This window comes from Amycolatopsis sp. NPDC023774 (genome assembly GCF_040639695.1).
In the GTDB taxonomy this organism is placed as follows: Bacteria; Actinomycetota; Actinomycetes; order Mycobacteriales; family Pseudonocardiaceae; genus Amycolatopsis.
On sequence record NZ_JBFAAJ010000002.1, the window covers coordinates 626405 to 649125 of the forward strand.

Here is a 22721-nt window from a genome sequence, read left to right on the forward strand (position 1 = left end):
GAGTCAACGCGTCGTGCGTTCCCCGGCCCCCGCCGTGCGCGAACCGGCCGTCCGTCGAGGCGGGGCGCGGCTATCCGTTGCCGCGCAAGGTCTCCGACGGGCCGCAGCCGTAGAGGCGCCGGTGCTCGGCGCTGAACCGCCCGGCGTTGCCGAAGCCCCACCGCGCCGCGACGGACGCCACCGTCGTCTCCTCCGGCGACCGTTCGAGCAGTTCGGCGTGCGCCCGGCGCAGCCGCGTCTCCCGCAGATACGCCACCGGCGAGGGGCGCCCTGCCCGGCTGAACGCGGCCTGCAGCCCGCGCACGCTCAGCCGCGCGGCGGCCGCGATCTCCAGCAGCCCGATGTCCTCGGCGGCGTTCAGCTCGATGAACGCTTCGGCGCGCCGCACCGCCGCCGGCGATACCTGGCCCGCCGGCTCGCCCTCCGATTCTCCGGACGTGCTCGGGTACGCCTCCAGCAGCGCCGTCGCCGCGAGCCGGAAGAGCTGGGCGGCGAGCAACGGGCTGCCCGCCATCCCGTCGGCCGACCGCGTTTCCTCCAGCAGCAGCCGGGTCGCGGTGTCCCACCGGCGCGCGGCCGCCGCCGACGCGGGGGCACCGAGCGCGAACCGGACCGGCCGCGGTTCGTCCCACCCGCGCAGCTCGGCGGCGATCCGTTCGAGCCCGTCGCGGTCCAGCACGGTGTTGAGCACTTCGGCGCTGTCGTACCACCGCAGCTGGTACGACCCGTAGGCGTCCATCACCAGCGCGCCCGGCCCGGCGCCGACCAGTCCTTCAGCGGTCGAGCGGACGGCGAACCGGCCTGTGAGTGGACGCGTGACGAGCACGAAGTCGTCGAAGGGCACCGGGTCCACGCGCACCTCGGCCCCGCCGTACACGAGGTCGAACAGCCGCACCTTGGCGAACCCGCGCGAGCTCTGCCGGCAGACGAACCCGCGCGCGCCGCCGACGAGGTCGAGCCGGTGCGGGCAGTACACGTCGCTGAGCCGGGACCGCGCCTCGTCCGGATCGCGCGTGTCGACCTCGGCTTTCACGACCGCAGCCATGGCCCGGCCCCCTTCGGCCGCTCTAGCGTCTTCCTGACGATCGTAAATTGTATTACAGTGGCGTTCTCCTGACGGCCGCCACGGGAAATGAGGTCAGCCGTGCAGCTCACGCCCAGTGCCCACTCGGATACGTTCTGCCGGGACAACTTGCCTCCCTTCGACCAGTGGCCGCACCTGATCTTCGAGCTTCCCGAACTGCACTACCCCGATCGGCTCAACGCCGCAACCCGCCTGCTCGACGGAGCCGTCGCGCAGTGGGGTCCCGACCGGCCCGCCGTGCTCTCGCCGACGAGCACCTGGACCTACGGCGAACTGCTCGCCCGCGCCAACCAGATCGCGGGCACGCTGGTGAGCCTCGGCGTGGTGCCGGGCAACCGCGTGCTGCTGCGCGGGCCGAACACGCCGTGGCTCGCCGCGTGCTGGCTCGGTGTGCTCAAGGCCGGCGCGGTCGCCGTGACCACGATGCCGATGCTGCGCACCCACGAGCTGACGAAGATCGTCGATGCGTCCTCCCCCACCCTCGCGCTCGCCGACCACCGCTACACCGAGGAGCTGCTGCCGTTCGCCCTGCCGCTGCTCGCCTTCGGCGGCGACTCCCCCGACGACCTCGCGGCCCGCTGCGCGACGCAGCCCCCGACGTTCGCCGACGTCGAGACGGCCGCCGACGACGTGGCGATCTTGGCCTTCACATCCGGCACCACCGGGCGACCCAAGGCCACCATGCACTTCCACCGCGACCTCATCGCCATCGCGGACACGTTCTCGCGCCACCTCGTGAAGCCCGAGCCGACCGACCTGTTCACGGGCACGCCGCCACTCGCCTTCACGTTCGGCCTCGGCGGGCTGCTCGTGTTCCCCCTGCACGCGGGCGCGGCCACGCTGCTGGTCGAGCGCGCCACGCCGGCAGAGCTGGCCGACTTCGCGACGGCGCACGGCGTCACGGTCCTGTTCACCGCGCCCACGGCCTACCGCGCGATCCTCGCCTCCGACCGACGAGCCTCGCTTTCCCGCCTGCGCCGCGCGGTCTCGGCGGGCGAGGCGCTGCCCGAGAGCGTGGCCGTCGACTTCCACGAGGCCACCGGCCGCTGGCTCATCGACGGCATCGGCAGCACGGAGATGCTGCACGTGTTCATCTCCGCAGCGGACGAGGAAACCCGCCCGGGCTCCACCGGCCGCGCCGTGCCGGGGTTCCGCGCGCGGATCGTGGACGACGAGGGCCGCCCGGTGCCCGACGGCACCCCCGGCCGGCTCGCCGTGCAGGGCCCCACGGGCTGCCGCTACCTCGCCGACGACCGCCAGACCGTGTTCGTGGAGGACGGCTGGAACCTCACCGGCGACACGTATGTGCGCGACGCCGACGGCTACTTCCACTACCGCGCCCGCAGCGACGACATGATCGTGTCCTCGGGCTACAACATCGCGGGCCCCGAGGTCGAGGAAGTCCTCATGGCCCACCCCGACGTGCTGGAGTGCGCGGTGGTCGCCGCGCCGGACGAGGCGCGCGGTTCGATCGTGGCCGCCTACGTGGTGCTGCGCGAAGGTGCCAGCAGCGACGCCGCGATGGTCAAGCAACTGCAGGACTTCGCGAAATCCGTTGCGGCGCCGTACAAGTACCCGCGGCGGGTGGAGTTCGTGACTGAGCTGCCCCGCAACCCCAGCGGCAAGGTGCAACGGTTCCTCCTGCGCCGCCGGGCGGCCGGGCAGTCCGCGGAACCGCAGCCCGTCAACCCCTGAGCGTGGCCGAGCCCGTCAGTGCGACCGGACGGGGCTCAGGTTCCACCCGAGGGTGACCACGGTGCCGTCCACGCCGGGCGTGATGTCGGCGTGGTCGGCGCTGGCCCGCAGCAGCAGGAGCCCGCGACCGCGCAGCGACACGGGGTTCGGGTCGTCGACCGGCGCGCGCCAGTGCCCGTGGTCGGTGATCAGGACCTCCACGCGGCCCGGCCGCACCACGGCTTCGAGGTCGAGCAGGCCCTTCCCGGCGCCGCCGTACGCGTGGTCGGCGACGTTGGCCAGCGCTTCGTAACTGGCGAGCACGATGTCTTGCGCCCGTTCCTCCGGCACGCCCGCCGCGCGCACCCACGCCGTGAGCCGGTGGCGCAGCGCGCGCAGGGCACCCGGCTCGGCCACGACGTCGCGGCAGCTCAGCGGGGTCCCGCCCGGCTGGGTGCCCTCGGGCAGGTTGTCTTCGGGCAGGGCCACGCTCAGACCTCCGTTCCCGAAGCGAGCGCCTCGTCGACGGTGGTGAACAGGCCGATCCACGTGTCGAGACCGGTGCTGGTGAGCGGCCGCGTCGTGACGTGCGACGTGCTGACCACGCGCAGCCCCCGCTCACCCAGCCGCTGGTGGGCCCCGGCCAGCACCTGGAGCCCGGCCGAGCTGAGGAAGGTGACCTTGCACAGGTCGACCACGAGCACCTCGGGGCTCTCGTCGACCACGCCGGTCACGATCTCGTCGAGTTCGGGCGCGGTGACGAGGTCGATCTCGCCCGCGACGGTCACCACGGCGGCCCGCTCGAACCACCGCACCGTGACCAGCAGGTCGCCGGTCTCGGGCACATCCCGGGGAGAAGACGTCACGAGATCCCATCGTGCAGGATCGCCGCCGCACGCGCCACTGCCGGTTCTCAGCGCGGCAGTTTCACGACGGTGACGAAGAAGTCGTCGATCTGGCGCACGACCTCCACGAACCGGTCGAAGTCCACGGGCTTGGTCACGTACGCGTTGGCGTGCAGGTCGTAGCTGCGCAAGATGTCCTCCTCCGCCTCCGACGTCGTCAGCACGACGACCGGGATGCTGCGCAGCTCCGGCGTCGCCTTCACCTCGGCGAGCACCTCCCGCCCGTCTTTCCGGGGCAGGTTGAGGTCCAGCAGGATCAGGCCCGGGCGCGGCGCGTCGGCGTACCGGTCCTCGCGGCGCAGGAACTGCAGGGCCTCGACCCCGTCGGCCACCACGTAGAGCGCGTTGCGGATCTTGTGGTGCTCGAACGCCTCCTGCGTCATCAGCACGTCGCCCGGGTCGTCCTCGACGAGCAGGATGTCGATGGGGGCCATGGTTTCGGTCATGCGTCCTCGTTCCCGGTTCGGGTCTCGATCAGGGGCTCGGTGTGCTCGGTCCGCTCCGGTTCCGGCTCGAGGGCCGGATCGAGCGCGGGCAGGGTGAAGCAGAAGCGACTGCCTTCGGTCACGTCGGTGTCGAGCCAGATGCGGCCGCCGTGGAACTCCACGATCTTGCGGCACATCGCGAGCCCGATCCCGGTCCCCTCGTAGGCCGACTTGCTGTGCAGCCGTTGGAAGATCACGAAGATCCGCTCGGCGTACTGCTCCTCGATGCCGATCCCGTTGTCGGACACGGAGAACTGCCACTCGTCGCCCTGGCGCTCGGCGCTCACGCGGACGACGGGCGGGACTTCGCCGTGGAACTTCAGCGCGTTGTTGACCAGGTTCTGCAGCACGGCGGTGAGCAGCGGTCCTTCGCCCCGCACCTCGGGCAGCTCGGCGCGCTCGACGCGCGCGCCGGTCTCCTCGATCACGGGCTCGAGGTTGCCGAGCGCGTCGTCGAGCAGCTTCCCGGTGTCCACCACGGTGTTCTCTCCCGCGCGGCGGCCCACGCGGGAGAAGGAGAGCAGGTCGTTGATCAGGTTCTGCATACGCTTCGCGCCGTCGACGGCGAATGCGATGTACTGCTCACCGCGTTCGTCGAGCTGGCCCTTGTAGCGGCGTTCGAGCAGCTGGCAGAAGCTCGCCACCTTGCGCAATGGTTCCTGCAGGTCGTGCGAGGCCACGTAGGCGAACTGCTCCAGGTCCGAATTGGACCGCTCGAGCTCCTTCGTGCGGGTGTCGAGCAGCTCGTGCGCCTGCTTCAGCTCGCTGACCTCGCTCACGATCCGCAGGCGCATCGCGTCGACGTCGGAGCCGAGCTCCACGAGCTCGCGCGGGCCGGTGCCGCGCACAGGCCGGTGGATGTCGTCGGTGGCGGACACCTCGCGGACCTCGGCGGCCAGCCGCATGATCGGCACCGTGATCACGCGGCGCAGCCAGACCCACAGCAACACGAACAGGATCACCACGAGCCCGGCGATCACGAGCAGCAGCACGGTGAGCTGGGCGGCTGCGCCGTTGAGGTCGGCCCGGCCGATGTCGCGCGCGGCGGATACGTGCGCCGTGAGCGTGTCGAGAGTGGTCCGGACCCGGTCGAACAGCGTCTTGCCGGCGTCGGCCGCGCCGGGCCCCGGAGGCGGGGTTCCGGGTGCCGCCGGCTTCGTGACCGCGTCCTGCCACGCGCGGGCCGCCCGCAGCACGGTCTCGAGGTCGTCGCCGATCTGGGTGCCGGGCAGCGCGCCGAGGCGGCGCAGCTCGGTCGCGGCGGCATCCTGTTGCGTGCGGCCCGCCAGGTAGGGGTCGAGGAAATCGCGCCGGCCGGTGAGCAGGAACCCGCGGATGCCGGTCTCCTGGTTCAGCAGCGCCTGCGACAGGGCATTGGCCTGCAGCAGCTGCGGGCCGCTCTGATCGAGCAGGCGCGTGCGGGCGTCGTTGAGGTTGCCCACCGCGAGGACCCCGCCGGCGACCGCCGCCAGCAGGAGCACCACCTCGACGAGGCCGACCACCGAGACCCAGCGCTGGATCGGCCAGTGCGGCTGCGCTCGGACGTACCGGCTCATTCCGCGGCCCCCTCACGATCTTCGAGGTGCGTGAGCATGGTGAGGGCGACGTCGTCGTCGAGCGGGCCGGCGTTGAGCTCCTCGACCCGGGTGATGAGCCGGTCGAGCACCACGCCGTGCCCGGTGTCCGGGCCGGCCTCCCGCAGGAGCTCGACGAGCAGGCGCGCCATCTTCTCGTGGCCGAGGCGCTCCACTCCGCCGCCGACGCGGCCTTCGAAGATGCCGTCGGTGTAGAGCACGAGCGACCAGCCGGGCTCGAGGTCGACGTCCAGCGGGTCCCAGCGCGCGTCCGGGACGACCCCGAGCGGCACGCCCAGCTTTTCGCCCGGCAACAGGCGGCCGGTGCCGTCGCGGCTGATCAGCAGCGGGGGTGGGTGGCCGGCGAGGCTCATCCGCACCGACCGGCGGTCGGGGGCGACGACGACCGTGCACAGCGTCGCGAACAGCGGGCGGATCCGCTCGTGCACGAGGACGCGCTCCACCGTCGCGAGCACCTCGGCCATCGGCATGCCAGCCAGCACCAGCGCGCGCCACGCGATGCGCAGGGCCACGCCGAGGGCGGCCTCGTCCGGGCCGTGTCCGCAGACGTCGCCGATCACCAGGTGCACAGTGCCGTCGGTGAGCTCAACGGCGTCGTAGAAGTCGCCGCCCAGCAGTGAGCCGTTGCGGCCAGGGCGGTACTTCGACGCCAGCTCCAGGTGCGGGTCGGCGAGCAGCGGGGTGGGTAGCAGGCCGCGTTCCAGGCGCGAGTTCTCGCTGGCCAGCAGCTGTTGCTGCAGCAGCTGCTGCTCCACCTGCTCGGTGCGTTTGCGTTCCCACGCGTAGCGCAGCGCCTTGCCCAGCAGCGGGCCGTCGACCTGGTTCTTGCCGAGGTAGTCCTGGGCACCCGCGGCGACGGCGGCGACCCCGGCGGTCTCGTCGTTCTGCCCGGTCAGCACCACCACGGCGGTGCCGGGTGCGTGCTGGCGGAGCCGGGTGAGGCCGGTGAGGCCCATGGCGTCGGGCAGCTGGAGGTCGAGCAGGATGCAGTCGGCCACGACGGGGCCTTCGAGCGCCTCGGCGAGCGTCCGCGCGCGGGCGAGCGTGGCCGGCACCGACGCGTCGGCCAGCATCTCTTCCACGATCAGGGCGTCGCCGTCGTCGTCCTCGATCAGGAGCACGCGCAACCGCGAACCCGGCGCGGCCGGATCGGTTCGGGGGACCACCGGAGAGGTGTCCCGCTCCACGGGGTCCGACAAATCCCTGTTCGACAGAACAATCAGCCTTTCGGGAAACGTGCCGTCTCCGACACCGCCCCGCGCGCGGGTCTCGGCGACACGAAGGAGAGCCCTGGCGCGGACGAATCCACACCGGGGCTCGAAGGCTGTCTTTTCAACCTCCGCTCACCCTAGCCGGACCATGGCGTGCGGCCCATGCCGGACATACCGGAGTGTCGCGTTACACGGTGAACCGGTCGGGGTCCGCGGCATTCCAGTCGACGGCCCACTCCGCGGGCGGCTCGGCGAGCAGCTGTCCGGGCTCGAGCCAGTCGTACAGCTCGGCGTAGGAGCGCACCACGTGCGGGTCGAGGCGCCGGCGCAGCTGGTGCGGCGCGAGGTCGGCCGGATTGGACACGCCCATCGCGGCCATGATCTGGAGCGCCCCGGCCACGGTCGAGTGCTGGTAGCGCTGAACCCGCTGCGACTTGTCCCCGACGTCGAGCGCGCGCCCGCGCCGCGGGTCCTGCGTAGCGACGCCGACCGGGCACTTGTTGGTGTGGCAGCGCTGCGACTGGATGCACCCGACGGCGAACATCATCGCCCGCGCCGCGTTGGTGTAGTCGGCGCCCTGCACGAGGCGCTTCACCAGATCGGCGCCCGTGGCCACCTTTCCGCTGGCGCCCAGCCGGATACGGTCGCGCAGGCCGGTGCCGACGAGTGCGTTGTGGACGGTGATGAGGCCTTCGGTGAGCGGAGTGCCGAGGTGGTCGGCGAACTCCAGCGGCGCGGCACCGGTGCCGCCCTCGGAACCGTCGACGACGATGAAGTCGGGTGTGACGTCCTCGTCCGCCATCGCCTTGCACAGAGCCAGCACCTGCCGACGCGAGCCGACGCACAGCTTGAAGCCGGTGGGCTTGCCGCCTGCGAGCTCGCGCATGCGCGCGACGAAGTGCACCAGCTCGCGCGGGGTGGAGAAAACGCGGTGGTACGGCGGGGAAATCACGGTCTGCCCGATCGGCACGTCGCGTACCCGGGCGATCTCGGCGTTGACCTTCGAGCCGGGCAGCACCCCGCCGATCCCGGGCTTCGCGCCCTGGGAAAGCTTGAGCGACACGCACTTCACCGCGTCGTGCTGAGCCTTGTCGGCGAACTCGGCGGCGTCGAAGTCGCCGTCGGAGGTGCGGCAGCCGAAGTAGCCGGTGCCGACCTCCCAGATCAGGTCTCCCCCGCCGCGCAGGTGGTACTCCGACAGCCCGCCCTCGCCCGTGTCGTGCGCGAACCCGCCGAGCGCGGCGCCCTTGTTGAGCGCGAGGATCGCGTTGGCGGACAGGCTGCCGAAGCTCATCGCGGAGACGTTGAGCAGCGCCATCTCATAGGGCTTCGTGCAGTCCGGCCCGCCGATCCGCACACGCGGCGGCGTCTCCACCTGCTTGACCGGCGCCATGGAGGGCACGAGGAACTCGTAGCCGTCGGCGTACACGTCGCGCTCGGTGCCGAACGGCTCCTCCGCGTCGGTGCCCTTCGCGCGCTGGTAGACGATGCTGCGCACGTCGCGGTCGTACGGGCGCCCGTCGAAGTTGCGCTCGATGAAGTACTGCTGCAGCTCCGGGCGGATGGCCTCCAGCAGGAACCGCGCATGGCCGAGCACCGGGTAGTTGCGCAGCACGGAATGCTTCGTCTGCACCAGGTCGTACACCCCGACCAGTGCCGGCACCAGCAGCGGCCCGGCGAGGAACCACCACCACGCGTTGCCGGCCGCCGGCACCACCGCACCCGCCGCGACCACCACGAGCAGCGCGACCGCACCGACCCTGACCGCACTGAATCCACGCACGGGGAGAACCTAGCTCCCACAGCGGCTTTGCGCAGGTCCGGGCTGCCTTGCGACCCGACGGAACGGGTGGATGTATCCCGGTTTGTGCCGGATCGCCCTACCGGAAACGGACACGGCCGGCGTGGTACGGCCCCGCCGACCGTGTCCTGAGCGTCAGTACGCCAGGTTCGGCCGCAGCCAGCGCTCGACCTCGTCCAGGTCCAGGCCACGCCGGCGGGCGTAGTCCTCGACCTGGTCTCGGCCGAGGCGCCCGACGGTGAAGTAGCGGGACTCCGGGTGCGCGAAGATCAGGCCGCTCACGGCGGCGGCCGGGGTCATCGCGTACGACTCGGTCAAGCCGATCCCGAGCTCGCGGGCGCCGAGCAGGTCGAAGAGCTCCTTCTTCTCGCTGTGGTCGGGGCTCGCCGGGTAACCGAGGGCCGGGCGGATGCCGCGGAAGCGTTCGGCGTGCAGGTCTTCCAGCTCGGGCTGCGCGTCGGGCTCGAACCAGCGGCGGCGGGCCTCCAGGTGGATGTACTCGGCGAACGCCTCGGCCAGGCGGTCGGCCAGGGCCTTGACCATGATGGCGCGGTAGTCGTCGTGCTGGGCTTCGTAGTGGTGCGCCAGCTCCTCGGCGCCCTGGATGGCCACGGCGAAGCCGCCGAGGTGGTCGCCGGTCGGCGCGACGTAGTCGGCCAGGCAGCGGTTGGCGCGGCCTTCGGGTTTCTTGGTCTGCTGGCGCAGCATGGGGAAACCATGACCGGCGTACTCGCCGTCGAGCAGGATGTCGTCGCCCTCGGCGTGGGCGGGCCAGTAGCCGTACGAGCCGCGGGCGGTGAAGGAGCCGTCGGCGATGATCTCGTCGAGCAGCGCGGTGGCGTCGTCGAAAAGCTCGCGCGCGACGGGCTGCTCAAGGATCGCCGGGTACTTGCCCTTGAGCTGCCAGGCCAGGAACAGGAACTGCCAGTCGATCATCTCGCGCAGCTGGGCGATCGTCGGCTCGACCACCCGCACGCCGGTGAACTCCGGCACGGGCACGTCGTCGAACGACACCTGCTCGCGGTTGGCACGGGCCTGCTCGACCGTGAGCAACGGCGTCGCGTGGCGGTTCTCGTGCTGTTCACGCAGACGCTGCTGCTCGGCGCGGTTGGCCGCGTCGAGCACGTCGGAGCGATCGGTGTCGAGCAGGTCGGACACCACCCCGACCACCCGCGACGCGTCGAGCACGTGCACGGTGGTGTGGTCGTAGACCGGCGCGATCTTCACGGCCGTGTGCTGCTTCGACGTGGTGGCGCCGCCGATGAGCAGCGGCAGCTTCAGCCCGCGCCGCTGCATTTCCGTGGCCACGCTGACCATCTCGTCGAGCGAGGGCGTGATCAGCCCGGACAGCCCGACCACATCGGCGCTCTCGGCCACCGCCGTGTCGAGGATCTGCGCGGCGGGGACCATCACCCCGAGGTCGATGACCTCGTAATTGTTGCAGCCCAGCACCACGCCGACGATGTTCTTGCCGATGTCGTGCACGTCGCCCTTCACCGTGGCGAGCACGACCTTGCCCTGGCCGCGAGAGGTGTCGATGCGGCCTTCCAGGCGCATCTTCTCCTTCTCCGCCTCCATGTACGGCTCGAGGTAGGCCACCGACCGCTTCATCACGCGAGCGCTCTTCACGACCTGCGGCAGGAACATCTTGCCGGAGCCGAACAGGTCGCCGACGATCTTCATGCCGTCCATCAGCGGACCCTCGATCACCTCGAGCGGCCGGTCGAACTGCTGACGCGCCTCTTCGGTGTCGGCCTCGATGAAGTCGACGATGCCGTGCACGAGCGCGTGCGAAAGCCGTGCGGTGACCGGCCCTTCGCGCCACGACAGGTCGACGGTTCGCTTGGTACCGCTGCCCTTCACCGTCTCGGCGAACTCGACGAGCCGGTCGGTCGCGTCCTCGCGGCGGTCGAAGAGCACGTCCTCGACGAGCTCCAGCAGGTCCTTCGGGATGTCCTCGTAGACGGCGAGCTGGCCCGCGTTGACGATGCCCATGTCGAGCCCCGCGCGCACGGCGTGGAACAGGAACGCCGAGTGCATCGCCTCGCGCACCACGTCGTTGCCGCGGAAGGAGAACGACAGGTTCGAGATGCCGCCGGACGTGTGCGCGCCGGGGCAGCGTTCCTTGATCCGGGGCAGTGCCTCGATGAAGGCCTTGGCGTAGCCGTTGTGCTCGCTGATGCCGGTGGCGACGGCCAGCACGTTCGGGTCGAAGATGATGTCCTCGCCCGCGAACCCGGCCTCCTGCGTGAGCAGGTCGTAGGCGCGGGCGCAGATGTCCACCTTGCGCTGCGCGGTGTCGGCCTGGCCCTTCTCGTCGAAGGCCATCACGACGACACCGGCGCCGTAGTCGCGGATGCGGCGGGCCTGCTCCAGGAACGGGCCCTCGCCCTCCTTGAGGCTGATGGAGTTGACCACGCCCTTGCCCTGCACGCACCGCAGGCCGGCTTCGAGCACGCTCCAGCGCGAGCTGTCGATCATGACCGGGATGCGGGCGACCTCGGGCTCGGTGGCGATGAGGTTGAGGAACGTGGTCATCGCCTGCTCGGAGTCGAGCAGGTCGGCGTCCATGTTCACGTCGAGCAGGTTGGCGCCGCCGCGCACCTGCTCCAGCGCGACGTCGACGGCCGCCTGGTGGTTGTCGCCCTCGATGAGGCGGCGGAACTTCGCGGACCCCGTGACGTTGGTGCGTTCGCCGATCATCACGAAGCCGGTGTCTACGCCGATCGTGAACGGCTCCAGCCCGCTGAAGCGAGACCGGTGCGCCGGCTCGGGCACCTCGCGCGGCGCCAGGCCCTGCACGGCTTCGGCGATCTTCGCGATGTGCGCGGGCGTGGTGCCGCAGCACCCGCCGACGATGTTGACCATGCCCTCGCCCGCGAACTCGCCGAGCATGCCGCCGGTCTCGTCGGGCGTCTGGTCGTAGCCGCCGAACGCGTTGGGCAGGCCCGCGTTGGGGTGGCACGCGGTGTAGGTGCCCGCGATCTTCGCCAGCTCCTCCACGTGCGGCCGCATCTCGGCGGCGCCCAGCGAGCAGTTCACGCCCACGACCAGCGGTTCCGCGTGGGCGATGGAGCTCCAGAACGCCTCCACCGTCTGCCCGGACAGCGTGCGGCCCGACAGGTCCACGATCGTCACGGAGATCCACAGCGGCAGGTGCGGCGCGACCTCGCGCGCGGCCGTGATGGCGGCCTTGGCGTTGAGGGTGTCGAAGATCGTCTCGATGAGCAGCAGGTCGACGCCGCCGTCGGCGAGCGCCTGGATCTGCTCGGCGTAGGAGGCCTTGACCTCCTCGAAGGTCACCGCGCGGAACGCCGGGTCCTCGACACGCGGCGAGAGGGAGAGCGTGACGTTGAGCGGGCCGATGGAGCCCGCCACGAAACGGCCGCCGAACTCGTCGGCCGCCTGGCGCGCCAGCGCGGCCGCGCGCAGGTTCATCTCGCGGACGCGGCCCTGCAGGCCGTAGTCGGCCTGGCCGATGCTGGTGGCGGTGAAGGTGTTGGTCGTCGTGATGTCCGCGCCCGCGGCGAGGTACTGACGGTGGACGTCGAGGATCACGTCCGGCCGGGTGAGGTTCAGCAGGTCCGGGTCGCCGGTGACGTCCTTGGAGTGTCCCTCGAGCCACTCGTCGCGGTAGTCCTCGGGGGTCAGACCGGCACCCTGCAGCATCGTGCCCCACGCGCCGTCGAGCACGGCGATGCGCTGGTCGAGCAGGTCCCGCACGTTTTGAACCCTGCGCTGCTGGGTCATGCCACCTCCGTCGTAGTCACGGAGGCGCCCTTCGGTTCACGGTGGAGCCGGCCGAGCGTGGCGGACTCACGTGGTCCGTTGCAGCGCCTCTCGACCTTGGTAGCCGAGACTACCCGATCCCACTGTGACCGGCAGCCACCGTTCACATTCCGGGACGGTCATTCCCCGAGCGGCGCGCCCCGCCACTTCCACTTCACCCGCCGTGACCTGCCCGGCAACGCGATCCGGCCCGCGCACCAGCGAAGGCCGTCCCACGGATCGGACCCGCGCGACGACGTTCGCGCAGACTTCGCGGGGCGGGTCGAGCGCAGTGCCGAGTCCGGTGGCCAGGTCTTCGCCGTGCAGCAGGAGTTCAGCGCAGCCCATGGCGGCGAAGCCGGCCGGGTCGGCCCGGCCGGTGGGGTGGTAGGCCCTGCTGTCCTGCGTGCTCGTGCTGACGGCCGCCCGCAGGAGGCGGCCGCCGGTGAGGGCGAGCTCCAGGAGTTCTTGTGGTGTGGCACCTTCGTCGGCCTTGGCGAGGAAGCGCACGTAGTGGTCCTGCGGCCGGCTGACCACCTGGGCGGCGTAGGACACGAGGACGTCGCCGACGTGCTCCGCGGTCTGGCGGCAGTCCCAGTCGAGCTCGCCCGCGTTGCGGGTCCAGTCCCGGGTGACGGTGGGCCGGAGGGTGTTTTCCACGCTCTCCAGTGCCCGGCCGAGATCCGCGGCAGTGACAGTCATGGGGCCATGGTGCCTCAGTCGGGGTCGAGCGCCTTGCGCAACCGGCTGAGCGCCCGGTGCTGCTGCACGCGGACCGCGCCCGAGGTGAGGCCCAGCGCCTCGGCGGTCTCCTCGGCGGACAGGCCGATGATCACCCGCAGGACGAGGATCTCGCGCTGCCGCTCGGGCAGGACCCGCATGAGGTCGGTCATCCGCTCGTCCAGCGCCTGCCGCTCGACGACCAGCCGGGCGCCACGCCGCAGGTCGGCGACCTTCTGCTGAGCGATTCCGTACACAAGAGCGAGAACCGGCTGGTCACCGGCGCAGTGGCCGGGCAGCGCCCTGAGCACTTCGAGACAGACCTCCTGCGCGAGGTCGTCCGCACGCGCGAACCCGCCGTCCCGCCGCCCGATCCAGGCCCGGCAGTACCGCACGACCAGCGGCCGCACGGTCACGAGAACCTGCACCATCGCCTCTCGGTCGCCCTTCGCGGCCTCGGCGACGACGTCGAGGCCCGCGGGCACGATGCGCGCCGAGGTGGAGTCGGCGGCCAGGTCCTGGCTCATCACCCGGTTCTTGACCTGGGCCAGCATCTTGTCGAGCTCCAGCTCCTCCCGCAGGGCGCCGGTGAAGGCGCGGTCCGCGGCGGCCAGCCAGCCGGGCAGGTACCTCTGGTCAGCCATCGTGGTCTCCCCCTTCCGTTTCCCGCAGCCGTGAGTGGAGGTCGTCGAGCTGCTTGCGCGCGTGGCGCAGGTTGGACCGGACCGTGCTCACCCTCGTGGACAACAGCGCGGCGATCTCTCCGGTCGAGTAGCCGTCGATGTACCAGGCCAGCACTTCGCGCTGCCTCGGCGGGAGCCGGCTCAACGCCTGCACGATCAGCTCGCGCTCCTCGTACCCGGCCGAGCCGTTCGCAGTGGCGACCGGATCTTCTTCGGGGGTCCAGTCCTCTCGCTCCTGCCGGCGGCGGTGGTCGTTCGCGATCCGCAAGCCGGCCTTGCGCACCCAGGCTTTCCGGTGCGTGATGCCGTCCCACAAGGCCAATGCCTTCGTCATCGCCTCCTGGGCCGCGTCCTCCGCGGTGGCGCGGTCGTGGCCCTGCTTGCGCAGGAAGCCGACGAGGAGCGGGAAGTCAGCGCGGAAGAAGTCGTCGAAATCGGCACGGTCGCTCACCCGGCATCGCTCCCCTCCCCTGCGCAAGCCGTTCGACAGTAGGAGCGCGGCGCGGGGCCGAACGTGCAACGACACAGGAAAACACCCGCGCGTCGCAGAGCAGATGCGTCAGGAGGTCACGGGGTGTCGGCGTGCCAGAACGTGCAGTGGTGGTCGGCGGCGAAACCCGGGTCCGGGTGGAGGCCGTCGGCCGCGAGCGAGACGACCGAGCCGGCCGGCCACGTGGGCAGCGGGGTGCCGTGGACGAACGCCGACCAGGCGTCGACCATCTGGTCGGAGAGGGACTTCTGCGCCGGGGTCAGGGCGGCCGGCCGGCCGTCGAGGTCGAAGAGGTACGGCAGTTCGAACGTGTGCGCCGCGCCGAGCGGGAACGGAGCCGGGACGCCGGTCGCGGCCGGGGAGGTGGCGTCGGTGAAGTCGTAGCGCCAGACCGACGGCAGGGAGCGGGACAGCTGGTCGGCCACGCAGGAGAAGGACGAGTCAGTGACGGCCGCCGCGTAGGCGCGGGCGGCGTTGCCGCCGAAGGAGGACGGCGGGTATTCGGCCGCGACGGCCGCGGCGTCGGCGAAGTAGCGGGCGAGGGCGGCGGGGTAGCCGGCCGGGGTGATGGGTGGAGCGCCGGCCGCGAGCTGCTGGGCCAGGAAGTAGGTGAACTCGTCGTGGGTCGTGCCCATGAGCACCGGCACAGGGGCGGCCGAGCCGTGCCGGACGGCCGTGACCGGGTCGGCCGGCAGGACAGTGCCGCCGGTGGCCGGGCCGGGGATCCCGATGCCGGCCAGCGTGTAGTAGACGGAAGCGGTGGCCAGCTTCGCCACCGGCAGCGCGCGCAGGCAGGCGGCGGCCTTGGCGCGGTCCGCGCAGCCGTGGGCCGTCGAATAGTCCACACTGGATTTTTCTGCCGCCGCAAGGGTCGCCTGTGCCTGGCACGGGGCACTTTGGACGATCGCCGCGCGGAAGAGGCCGCGAGAGCCCGGAGCGACAAGGTGGTCACACACCGACATGCCGCCCGCGGACTCGCCGGCGATGGTCACGGCGTCGGGGTCGCCACCGAAGGCCGCGATGTTGTCGTGGACCCAGTGCAGGGCCTGTTGCTGGTCGAGGAAACCGTAGTTGCCGGGCTGCGCGTCCAGTACCGGGTCGGCGAGGAAACCCAGCGCTCCCAGGCGGTAGTTGATCGTGACGACGACCGCGCCGCCGCGCACGGCGAGCCGGGTGGCGTCGTAGCGGTCGCCGCCGCCGTCGAGGAAGGCGCCGCCGTGGATCCAGACGAGCACGGGGCGTTTCGCCGGGGAAACGGGCGGCGTCCACACGTTGAGGTACAGGCAGTCCTCGCTCGTGCCGGCCGCGGTGCCCTGCGGGCAGCGCGGGCCGGGCGCTGTGGCGTCGCGCTCGGCGGTCCAGGACGCGGGCGGGGCCGGCGGCCGCCAACGGCGTTCGCCGACCGGCGGCGCCGCGTACGGAATCCCTTGGAACACGCGGTGATCCGGCGTCACCGTGCCGCGGACCGGGCCCGACGCCGTGCGCACGACCTCGCCCAGCCGCCCGAGCGCCGCGTCCGAAGCCGCGCACGCCGTCGCGGCCACCGCGAGCACGAGCAGCACCACCGCGAACCCGTGCCGCCGCACCACTGCCTCCGCCACCGCGCGGACGATACCGGGCACCAAGATTTTTTCACGGTCCGGGATCCCCTCATCAGCGCCGCGAAAGGTGTCGGCGCTGGTCCCGGCGTGGGCCACCCGGCCAAAGTAGCTCACCACTAAGCAACTTCGACAGTTCGCTGACGTACCTCACGGCTAAGTCACCCGTTAGGCTGACGTCATGGCCGACCACGTGGACTCCGTGCTCGAGCAGTGGGCTGCGCAGCGCCCGGACCTCGACGTGTCCCCGATGGCCGTGATCGGCCGGCTGAAGCGGGTGTCGCGCCTGATCGACACCGAACTGGCGCGCACGTTCGCCAAGCACGGCCTCGACGCGGCGTCGTTCGACGTGCTCGCCACGCTGCGCCGCAGCGACCCGCCCCACCGCCTGACGCCGACCGACCTCATGCGCACGGCCATGGTCACCTCCGGCGCCGTGACGCAACGGCTCGACCGCCTCGAAGACCGCGGCCTGATCGCCCGCAGCCGAAGCGAAACCGACGGCCGCGGCATTCTCGTCGCCCTCACCGTCGAAGGCCGCTCGCTGATCGACCGTGCGCTGCCCGACCACCTCGACACGGAGCACCGCGTGCTCGACCCCCTCGACCCGCCCGCGCAGGCCGCCCTCGCGGACGCCCTGCGGGTGCTCCTGGAATCCTTCGGCGACCGCACCGGCTGACTCTGGGGGCACCGCGTGAGCACCGGCGACCTGGACCCGTTCCTCGGCGAGTGGGCGGTCAGCGTGCTGTTCCCCCACGCGCCCGCCGGCCAGCCCCCACCCGTTGCCCGGTCCGTCTTCGAGCGGATCCTCGACGGCCGTTACCTCACGCAGCGCACGGAAGTGCCGCTGGCCGAGGCTCCGGACAGTTACGCCGTCGTCGCCGCCCACGAAGACGGGACGTTCACCCAGCACTACTACGACGCCCGCGGTGTCAGCCGCCTCTACGCGATGACCTTCCGCGACGGCGTGTGGACGCTGCTGCGCGAAGCCGCCGACTTCTCACCGCTGAACTTCCGCCAGCGCTTCACCGGCTCCTTCAGCGCAGACGGCAACCGCATCGACGGCGCGTGGGAGATGGCGATGCCGGGCGAAGACTGGAAGCACGACTTCGAAATGCACTACCGGCGCGTTTGAGTCTCAGCCCATGCTCTTCGCGCCGTCCAGCGCCTCGCGGATGATGTCGGCGTGGCCGGCGTGCTGCGCGGTCTCGGCGATGATGTGCATGAACACGCGCCGCGCCGACCAGCTCGCGTTCGGCTCGAACCACGGCGCCTTCGGCAACGGCTGGGCCGCGCCCAGGTCGGGCAGTGTGGCGACGAGCTCGTCGGTCTTGGCGGCCACGTCGGCGTAGGCGGCCAGCACGCCCGCCAGCGTCTCGTCCGGCAGCAGGGTGAACTCGTTGGCGCGCTCGGCGAAGTCGGCTTCGGTCAGCTCCGAGACGTCCGGCATGGCCGCCGGGCCCTGCCCGATGAACTCCACCCAGCCGCGTTCCACCGACGCCACGTGCTTGATGAGGCCACCCAGACACAGCTCGCTGACCGTGGGCCGCATGCGGGCCTGTTCGTCGGTGAGGTCGCGCGTCGTGAACCGCAGGAAGTGGCGGTGCTTCGCCAGCATCGCCAGCAGGTCGGCGCGCTCGCCCGTGGTCACGTCAGTCGTCACGGTCTCGTTCACGGCTTCGTCCTCTCGTCGGTGTCTTCGTCTGAACCTAAGGTAGAAACCATTCCGGCCACTTTCTGACCTCAATAAGAGAGAATCTGGATTCATGGCCAACACGAGCTCGCGAACCCTGCGGTTGCTGTCCTTGCTGCAGACGCACCGGTACTGGCCCGGCCAGGAGCTCGCCGGGCGCCTGGAGGTGTCGATCCGCACGCTGCGCCGAGACGTCGACCGGCTGCGTGAGCTGGGGTATCCCGTCGAGGCACAGCGCGGCGTCGACGGTGGTTACCAGCTCGCGCCGGGTGCGACGCTGCCGCCGCTGGTCGTCGACGACGAGGAGGCCGTGGCGCTGGCGGTGGGCCTGCAGGCGGCCGCGCAGGGTTCGGTCGAGGGCATCGCGGAATCGTCGCTGCGCGTGCTGGCGAAGGTGGTGCAGGTGATGCCGGCCCGGCTGCGGCGGCGCGTCGACGCGTTGCGCGCGATGACCGTGCCCCTCGGCTGGAACGGCGTGCCCGGCGCCAGCGTCGATCCCGGCGTGCTCACGGCCGTCGCGCTCGCCTGCCGGGACAGCGAACGGCTGCGCTTCTCCTACACCGCCGCCGACGGCCGGCAGACCGAGCGGCACGTCGAACCACTGCGCCTCGTGCCGGTGGGCCGGCGCTGGTACCTCGTCGCGTACGACCTCACCCGGCACGACTGGCGCAGTTTCCGCGTAGACCGCCTCAGCGACCCGCACGGCACGGGCGCCCCGTTCCGCCCGCGCGAACTGCCCGCGGCCGACGCCGCCGAGTTCGTCCGCGCCGGACTCGTCAATGCCGCGCGGCCGTACCGGGTGGAAGTCGTCGTGGCAGCCCCGGCCACCACCGTGCGCGAGCGGATCGGCCAGTGGAGCACGGTCGAGGAGCTCGACCCCGGCCGCTGCCGCGTGCTCATGACCGCCGACTCCCTCGACTGGCCCGCCCTCGCCCTCGGCGTCGTCGGCGCCGACTTCCACGTGGTGACCCCACCGGACCTGCTGAAACGAGTGCACGAATGGGGCGCGCGCTTCAGCCGGGCGTAGGTGTTGCGACACAGCTGCGAGGGACTGCCACGGCGCAGACCGCCCCGCTCGTGCGCGGTGATCTGCGGCTGGTGCTCATCGCCCCTTCGCAATACGGCACGAAGGACTGGCGTGGTCGTCAGGCGGCCGAGCGCGCGGGCACCCGGGCCGGCGCGGGCGCGGCGTTGCGCGCCGGCAACGCGGTCGCTGCGGGAGCCGGAGTACGCGCCGGCAACGCGGTCGGTGCGACCGGCCGGCGGCGCAGCGAGCCGAGCCACTGGACCAGCAGCACCGCCCCGCCGGGAGCCGTGGACACCAGGCCCAGCAGCCCGTACACGACGGCGACCGTCACCCCCTGCTGCGCACCCAGCCCCGCGGCGGCGAACGCCAGCGCCGCGACACCTTCACGCGGCCCGAACCCGCCGACGTTGATCGGCAGCCCCATCGCCAGCAGCGCGAGTACCAGCAGCGGCAGCAGCGTCATCAGCGAAGCGGTGGCACCGGCCGCGTGCGCGGCGACCACGAACAGCGTGAGGTGCCCGGCCAAACCCACCAGCGACAACGCCGTGACCCGCGGCCAGGTGCGCAGCCCGAGCAGCCCGGCGCGAACGTCGGCCATCGACTCCGCGAACCCCCGCCGCCACTTCGACGCGCTGTGCAGCCAGCGGTCACCCGTGCGGCACGCGACCGTGAGCACCACGATCGCGACCAGAAGAACACCAGCTCCTGCGACAGTCAGCACGTCGTGTGCGAACGCGGGCAACACGGCAGGTCGGAAAATCAACACGGCGAGTCCGGCCGCCACCACCACAACCTGTCCGGCTGTGCGTTCGAGCACCACAGCCCGCACCCCCCGCGCCACATCGCCGGCCTGCCGACCGTGCTCGACCGCGCGGTGCACGTCGCCGAGGATCCCGGCGGGCAGCACACCGTTGAGGAACTGCGCGCGGTAGTAGTCCGTCACGGCCTGACGCAGCGGCAGCCGCAGGCCCAGCCGCGAAGCGACCACACGCCAGCGCCAAGCGCTCACGACCGTGGTCAGCAGTCCGATCGCCAGCGCGGCCAGTACCGGGCCCAGGCCGATCCCGCGCAGACCGTCGAGGAAGGCGTCGGTGCCGAGGCGCCACGCCAGCACCCCGATGATCGCGAACCCGGCGAGGATTCGGAACCACGACCAGAACGTACGCATCAAGCCACCTTGATCGGGATGGAACGCCAGCGGGAGAGGACTTCGGTGAGCCGGCGGGCCGCGCCGTCCCACTCTTCGAGGGCGCTGCCGCGACCGAGCGCGGCCGTGCGCAGTTCGCGCCGCAGCTCGGCGTCGGTGACCCAGCTGCGCAGCGCGGAGGCGAGGGCGCCCGGGTCTCCGGGCGGGACGAGCAGGCCGGGCACGGCGCCGTCCGACGAGCGGCCGAGCGCGTCGGGCACTCCGCCGACGTCGCTGGCCACGACGGGGATGCCGCGCGCCAGAGCTTCGGTGACGACCATGCCGTAGGTCTCCGCGTGCGAGGGCAGCAGCACCAGGTCTGCGCGGTCGTACGCCGCGGCGAGCTCGGCACCGGCCTTCGGGCCGCTGAAGGTGACGCGGTCGCCGAGACCGAGGCGGTCGACGGACCAGCGCAGCTCGTCGACGTACTCCGGTGCGCGCGTCAGCGAGCCGACGAAGTCCACGGCGAGATCGAGGTCGGGCAGCTGGGCCAGTGCTTCGACGAGCACGTCCTGGCCCTTGCGCGGGGTCACCGCCGCCACGCACAGCAGCCGCGACACCCCGTCGGTCCCCGACGCCAGCGGCGCCAGGTCCACGCCGGGCTCCACCACGGCGACCGTCGACGGCCTGAGGCCGTGGCGGCGGATCAGCGTGCGCGCAGCCGTCGGGCTGGTGGCCACGACCTGGCGCACCACCCGCAGCGTCTCGCGCTCGCACGCGTCGAGCTCGGCGGCGTGCACGGGGTCGAGGCCGGTCTCGTCGGCCAGCGGCAGATGCACGAGCACGCCCAGGCGCAGCCGCCGCGCATGGGGCACCACCACGTCGGGCACTCCGCACGCCACCAGGCCGTCGATCAGCACGGTCGTGTGGTCCGGCAGCGCCGCGAGCGCCCGCGCCAGCCGCGCGCGCCCCGTCGGCCCCGGCTCGGGCCACGATCCGGGCACGGCGACCTGCAGCACGGGCATCCCCGCGCCCGGCAGGCTCTCGCACATCCGCCGGTCGTAGGTGTTGCCCCCGCTGGGCTCCGTGACGTCGTCCACGTTGCCCGGCAACACGAACGCGACCATCGCGACCCCGCTGCCGGCCCGCTGACTCCGCACGTTGCCTCCTCACGCCGCTCTCATCCAGCAACACGGACGACACGGGCCGGCGGTTCAATCACGCCCGGAATTCCCGCCCCACGAACGGGCGGTGGCCGGGTACCGAGGCAACTCGCCCCGGCACCCGGCCACCGCACGTAGGCACCTCGCCGCGCGGCCTACAGCCACTTCGGCGCGGCCCCCTTTTCGAGCTGCTGCCACCGGCTCACGAACTCACGCCGCATCCCCTCGCGCACTCCCCCACCCGTCCCGTACAGCACGCCGAACGTGAACCCGACGCCTTCGTCGTGGCCGTCGACGCCGAGGCGGTACACGACCGGGCCCGCCACCACCCAGTCCTGGTGGGCGCCCAGCAGCTGCTGCACGGTCTTCACGTTCTTGCGCCACGCGCGCACCTTGCCGCCGAACACGGGCCGCACCACGTCCGCCGCGTAGCGGGCGCGCTTGGCCTTCTTGCGCACGCCGTGCAGCGCGTGCTCCAGCTCCCGGCCCGACAGTCCGTGCGCCGCCTTCTCCGCCTTCCGCAGCTTCCCCGCGGCCTTGCGCACGGGCTTGCGCAACACGTTCTTCGCAGGTCCGGCGTCGGTCGGCACACCCGACACCACGGCGTCCAGCTCCTGCACCAGAGCCAGGTACCGCTCGCCCTGCAACGCTTCCAGCGCCCTCTCGCGCGCGGCCACCGCGTCGCGGGAGAACCGCCGGGTCAGGAACTGGTCCACCGGCCCGACGACGAGCTCGGCCGGCGCGCCGTCCACCCACTCGCGCACGAGCGCCTCGACGACCTCGCCGTCGCGCGCCGGGCCCAGCTCGCCGCCGAGCCACTTCAGCTCGCGCGTCACGCCCGGAATCCGGTCGTCGTCCACAATGGACGAAAACGTCCGCAGCGCGCTCCGCAGCTTCCTCGACGCCACCCGCAGCCGGTGCACGGAGTCCTCGACGTCGCGGCGCACCCCGATGTCGGCGCGCTGCAGGGCCGCGAACTGCTCGCGCAGGTTGGCTCCGACGACCTCGCCGGCGTCCGGCTGCTTGGCCACCACCTGCGCGTCGGGCACGCGGTCGCCGATCAGCCGCCGCAGCTTCGAAGGCCACCGCGATGTCCGGGCGCCCGCGTCGACCAGGGTGCTCTCGAGCTCGTCGAGCAGCTCCGGCGCGGCGTCGCCCGCGAGCTCGACCTCGATCTCACGCCACCGGTCCAGCCGCGCCGTCTCCCCGCCGACCTCACCGGTCACATGGTCGTCGGTCACCGTCGCGACGACCTGGCCCGACGAGTCGGTGAGCCGGCGGGAGAACCGGTCGGTCTTCAGGTGCGCGATCGGCAACAGCTTGCTTCCCAGCGTGTGGGCACGCAGGAGCCGGCTCAGCTCGGGAGGCACCTTGCCGTCGTCGGCGCCGAGCGGGACCTGCAGCTCCTCGCGCTCGTCGGGCCCGACCGGCAGCTTCAGGTGCCATCCGGCGTCGTGGCCGCCCACCCGCCGGCGCAGGGTGATCCCGGCGCGCACGAGGGAAAAACCGGCTGTGTCGTAGTACGTCGCGTCGAGCCGCTCCTCGGCCGGAGCGTCCTGGCCCTGCACCGTCCCGCCTCCGGCGAACTCGGGGACCACCGCGTCCTGCGCGACCTCGTACTTGCGCTCGCGCTCGATCTCGACCACGGGTCTGTTCATCCGGTCACTCCTCAGGTTCGTTCACGAAAGTCTGAGGCAT

General features: G+C 71.8%; 20 protein-coding genes. 4 read left to right on the forward strand and 16 right to left on the reverse strand.

Features of this window, described 5'->3' with window-relative positions:
- Positions 1 to 70 precede the first annotated feature (70 nt).
- Complete coding sequence (locus tag AB0F91_RS09120; RefSeq protein ID WP_360596141.1) at positions 71 to 1045, reverse strand: AraC family transcriptional regulator; 975 nt, start codon at positions 1043 to 1045, stop codon at positions 71 to 73.
- A gap of 99 nt (positions 1046 to 1144) precedes the next feature.
- Between AB0F91_RS09120 and AB0F91_RS09125 the strand changes: the two genes are divergently transcribed.
- On the forward strand, positions 1145 to 2779 hold the full coding sequence (locus AB0F91_RS09125) for an AMP-binding protein (protein ID WP_360596143.1): 1635 nt from the start codon (positions 1145 to 1147) through the stop codon (positions 2777 to 2779).
- A gap of 15 nt (positions 2780 to 2794) precedes the next feature.
- Here AB0F91_RS09125 and AB0F91_RS09130 read toward each other — a convergent pair whose 3' ends face one another.
- The 11 genes from AB0F91_RS09130 to AB0F91_RS09180 all read right to left on the reverse strand — a co-directional run bounded on the left by AB0F91_RS09130 (position 2795) and on the right by AB0F91_RS09180 (position 16017).
- A complete protein-coding gene (locus AB0F91_RS09130; protein ID WP_360596144.1) occupies positions 2795 to 3247 on the reverse strand; it encodes an ATP-binding protein in 453 nt (150 codons plus the stop codon).
- 2 nt (positions 3248 to 3249) lie between these two features.
- A complete protein-coding gene (locus tag AB0F91_RS09135) occupies positions 3250 to 3624 on the reverse strand; it encodes an STAS domain-containing protein (protein ID WP_360596145.1) in 375 nt (124 codons plus the stop codon).
- Positions 3625 to 3671: 47 nt separating this feature from the next.
- A complete protein-coding gene (locus tag AB0F91_RS09140; protein WP_220238953.1) occupies positions 3672 to 4109 on the reverse strand; it encodes a response regulator in 438 nt (145 codons plus the stop codon).
- Positions 4106 to 5704, reverse strand: a complete 1599-nt coding sequence (locus AB0F91_RS09145; RefSeq protein WP_360596146.1) for an ATP-binding protein — start codon at positions 5702 to 5704, stop codon at positions 4106 to 4108. The genes AB0F91_RS09140 and AB0F91_RS09145 overlap by 4 nt, the downstream gene beginning before the upstream one ends.
- Positions 5701 to 6909 carry a SpoIIE family protein phosphatase gene (locus AB0F91_RS09150; RefSeq protein WP_360596148.1) on the reverse strand — a complete coding sequence of 403 codons (1209 nt, stop codon included), beginning with the start codon at positions 6907 to 6909 and terminating at the stop codon, positions 5701 to 5703. The genes AB0F91_RS09145 and AB0F91_RS09150 overlap by 4 nt, the downstream gene beginning before the upstream one ends.
- Before the next feature lie 232 nt (positions 6910 to 7141).
- On the reverse strand, positions 7142 to 8737 hold the full coding sequence (locus tag AB0F91_RS09155) for an FMN-binding glutamate synthase family protein (protein WP_360596150.1): 1596 nt from the start codon (positions 8735 to 8737) through the stop codon (positions 7142 to 7144).
- Positions 8738 to 8890: 153 nt separating this feature from the next.
- Positions 8891 to 12505 carry a methionine synthase gene (gene metH, locus AB0F91_RS09160; RefSeq protein ID WP_360596151.1) on the reverse strand — a complete coding sequence of 1205 codons (3615 nt, stop codon included), beginning with the start codon at positions 12503 to 12505 and terminating at the stop codon, positions 8891 to 8893.
- Positions 12506 to 12571: 66 nt separating this feature from the next.
- A complete protein-coding gene (locus AB0F91_RS09165) occupies positions 12572 to 13225 on the reverse strand; it encodes a hypothetical protein (protein ID WP_360596153.1) in 654 nt (217 codons plus the stop codon).
- A 14-nt stretch (positions 13226 to 13239) separates the two neighbouring features.
- Positions 13240 to 13770, reverse strand: coding sequence for a sigma-70 family RNA polymerase sigma factor (locus AB0F91_RS09170; protein WP_360596296.1), 531 nt, complete (start codon positions 13768 to 13770; stop codon positions 13240 to 13242).
- Between the two features lie 109 nt (positions 13771 to 13879).
- Positions 13880 to 14377 (reverse strand): sigma-70 family RNA polymerase sigma factor, encoded by a 498-nt coding sequence (locus tag AB0F91_RS09175; RefSeq protein WP_360596156.1) that lies wholly within the window; start codon positions 14375 to 14377, stop codon positions 13880 to 13882.
- Between the two features lie 116 nt (positions 14378 to 14493).
- The gene (locus AB0F91_RS09180) at positions 14494 to 16017 is read right to left on the reverse strand and encodes a carboxylesterase family protein (RefSeq protein WP_360596157.1); all 1524 of its coding nucleotides are present in this window, start codon (positions 16015 to 16017) and stop codon (positions 14494 to 14496) included.
- A gap of 178 nt (positions 16018 to 16195) precedes the next feature.
- On the opposite strand from AB0F91_RS09180, the gene AB0F91_RS09185 reads away from it, so the two are divergent.
- Positions 16196 to 16693 (forward strand): MarR family transcriptional regulator, encoded by a 498-nt coding sequence (locus AB0F91_RS09185; RefSeq protein WP_360596159.1) that lies wholly within the window; start codon positions 16196 to 16198, stop codon positions 16691 to 16693.
- A 15-nt stretch (positions 16694 to 16708) separates the two neighbouring features.
- The gene (locus AB0F91_RS09190) at positions 16709 to 17149 is read left to right on the forward strand and encodes a hypothetical protein (protein ID WP_360596161.1); all 441 of its coding nucleotides are present in this window, start codon (positions 16709 to 16711) and stop codon (positions 17147 to 17149) included.
- 3 nt (positions 17150 to 17152) lie between these two features.
- Here the strand turns inward: AB0F91_RS09190 and AB0F91_RS09195 are convergent, their stop codons facing one another.
- On the reverse strand, positions 17153 to 17632 hold the full coding sequence (locus tag AB0F91_RS09195) for a DinB family protein (RefSeq protein ID WP_360596297.1): 480 nt from the start codon (positions 17630 to 17632) through the stop codon (positions 17153 to 17155).
- 148 nt (positions 17633 to 17780) lie between these two features.
- Between AB0F91_RS09195 and AB0F91_RS09200 the strand changes: the two genes are divergently transcribed.
- Complete coding sequence (locus AB0F91_RS09200; protein WP_360596163.1) at positions 17781 to 18734, forward strand: YafY family protein; 954 nt, start codon at positions 17781 to 17783, stop codon at positions 18732 to 18734.
- A 118-nt stretch (positions 18735 to 18852) separates the two neighbouring features.
- On the opposite strand, the gene AB0F91_RS09205 is transcribed toward AB0F91_RS09200, so the two are convergent.
- From AB0F91_RS09205 to AB0F91_RS09215, 3 genes are all read right to left on the reverse strand, one after another.
- Positions 18853 to 19902, reverse strand: coding sequence for a lysylphosphatidylglycerol synthase transmembrane domain-containing protein (locus tag AB0F91_RS09205; RefSeq protein WP_360596165.1), 1050 nt, complete (start codon positions 19900 to 19902; stop codon positions 18853 to 18855).
- The gene (locus AB0F91_RS09210; RefSeq protein WP_360596298.1) at positions 19902 to 20987 is read right to left on the reverse strand and encodes a glycosyltransferase family 4 protein; all 1086 of its coding nucleotides are present in this window, start codon (positions 20985 to 20987) and stop codon (positions 19902 to 19904) included. Before AB0F91_RS09210 ends, AB0F91_RS09205 begins: the two co-directional genes overlap by 1 nt.
- Before the next feature lie 191 nt (positions 20988 to 21178).
- Positions 21179 to 22681 (reverse strand): CYTH and CHAD domain-containing protein, encoded by a 1503-nt coding sequence (locus AB0F91_RS09215; RefSeq protein ID WP_360596167.1) that lies wholly within the window; start codon positions 22679 to 22681, stop codon positions 21179 to 21181.
- Between the last annotated feature and the right edge of the window lie 40 nt (positions 22682 to 22721).